We start from the raw sequence: 550 nt of genomic DNA on the forward strand, positions 1-550 counted from the left end.
CTCAATCATGAATCCATCTGCTGAACCAAACTTGCTAGCATGCTAGTGGCAAAGCTACCAGTGGTCAACGTAAAGCTCAATACCAATATCTGCTCATCCGACCACTCCCAGCTTAATTGCTCAATAGGCAGTCGTAATGATCGTCTTTGCGCTTTAATATCACGCTGCTCCAATCCCATTGCTAGCTGCATGAGTAATGGGCTGTGTTGTACAACTTCGTTTTCTAACGCGGCTGCACTGCCACTGACTTTGTCATTACCTGTACCCCAAAGCACAGCAGTTGGATGAATATCGCCGCTACTCATACGAGCGCGTAACGTATCGTCTATCTCCTCACTGGTAAATATCGACCCCGAACCATCCAGATTAAATACTTCCCCTGCTAGGCCAGTGTTCCAGCTGCCATTACGAACTCGCGCGGCTAGTATCTCATTGAATATCAAGCTACGGGCTGCCGACAGCTCCATCGTATTTTGTTCGCGTGGCGCACGTTTGCGTTTGCTCTTTTTGGGTTGCGGCTTTGGCTCGCGCGCTGGACGGGCAAATAGCG

The 550-nt window shown here is 49.6% G+C and carries 1 protein-coding gene; it reads right to left on the reverse strand.

The window, feature by feature from the left end:
* Nucleotides 1–5: 5 nt before the first annotated feature.
* Nucleotides 6–550, reverse strand: a 545-nt coding sequence (gene truD / locus B3V51_RS11235; RefSeq protein ID WP_286708436.1) for a tRNA pseudouridine(13) synthase TruD, incomplete at its 5' end; no start/stop codon positions are given.

This window comes from Psychrobacter sp. UBA2514 (assembly GCF_002341255.1).
Classification (GTDB): domain Bacteria; phylum Pseudomonadota; class Gammaproteobacteria; order Pseudomonadales; family Moraxellaceae; genus Psychrobacter; species Psychrobacter pacificensis.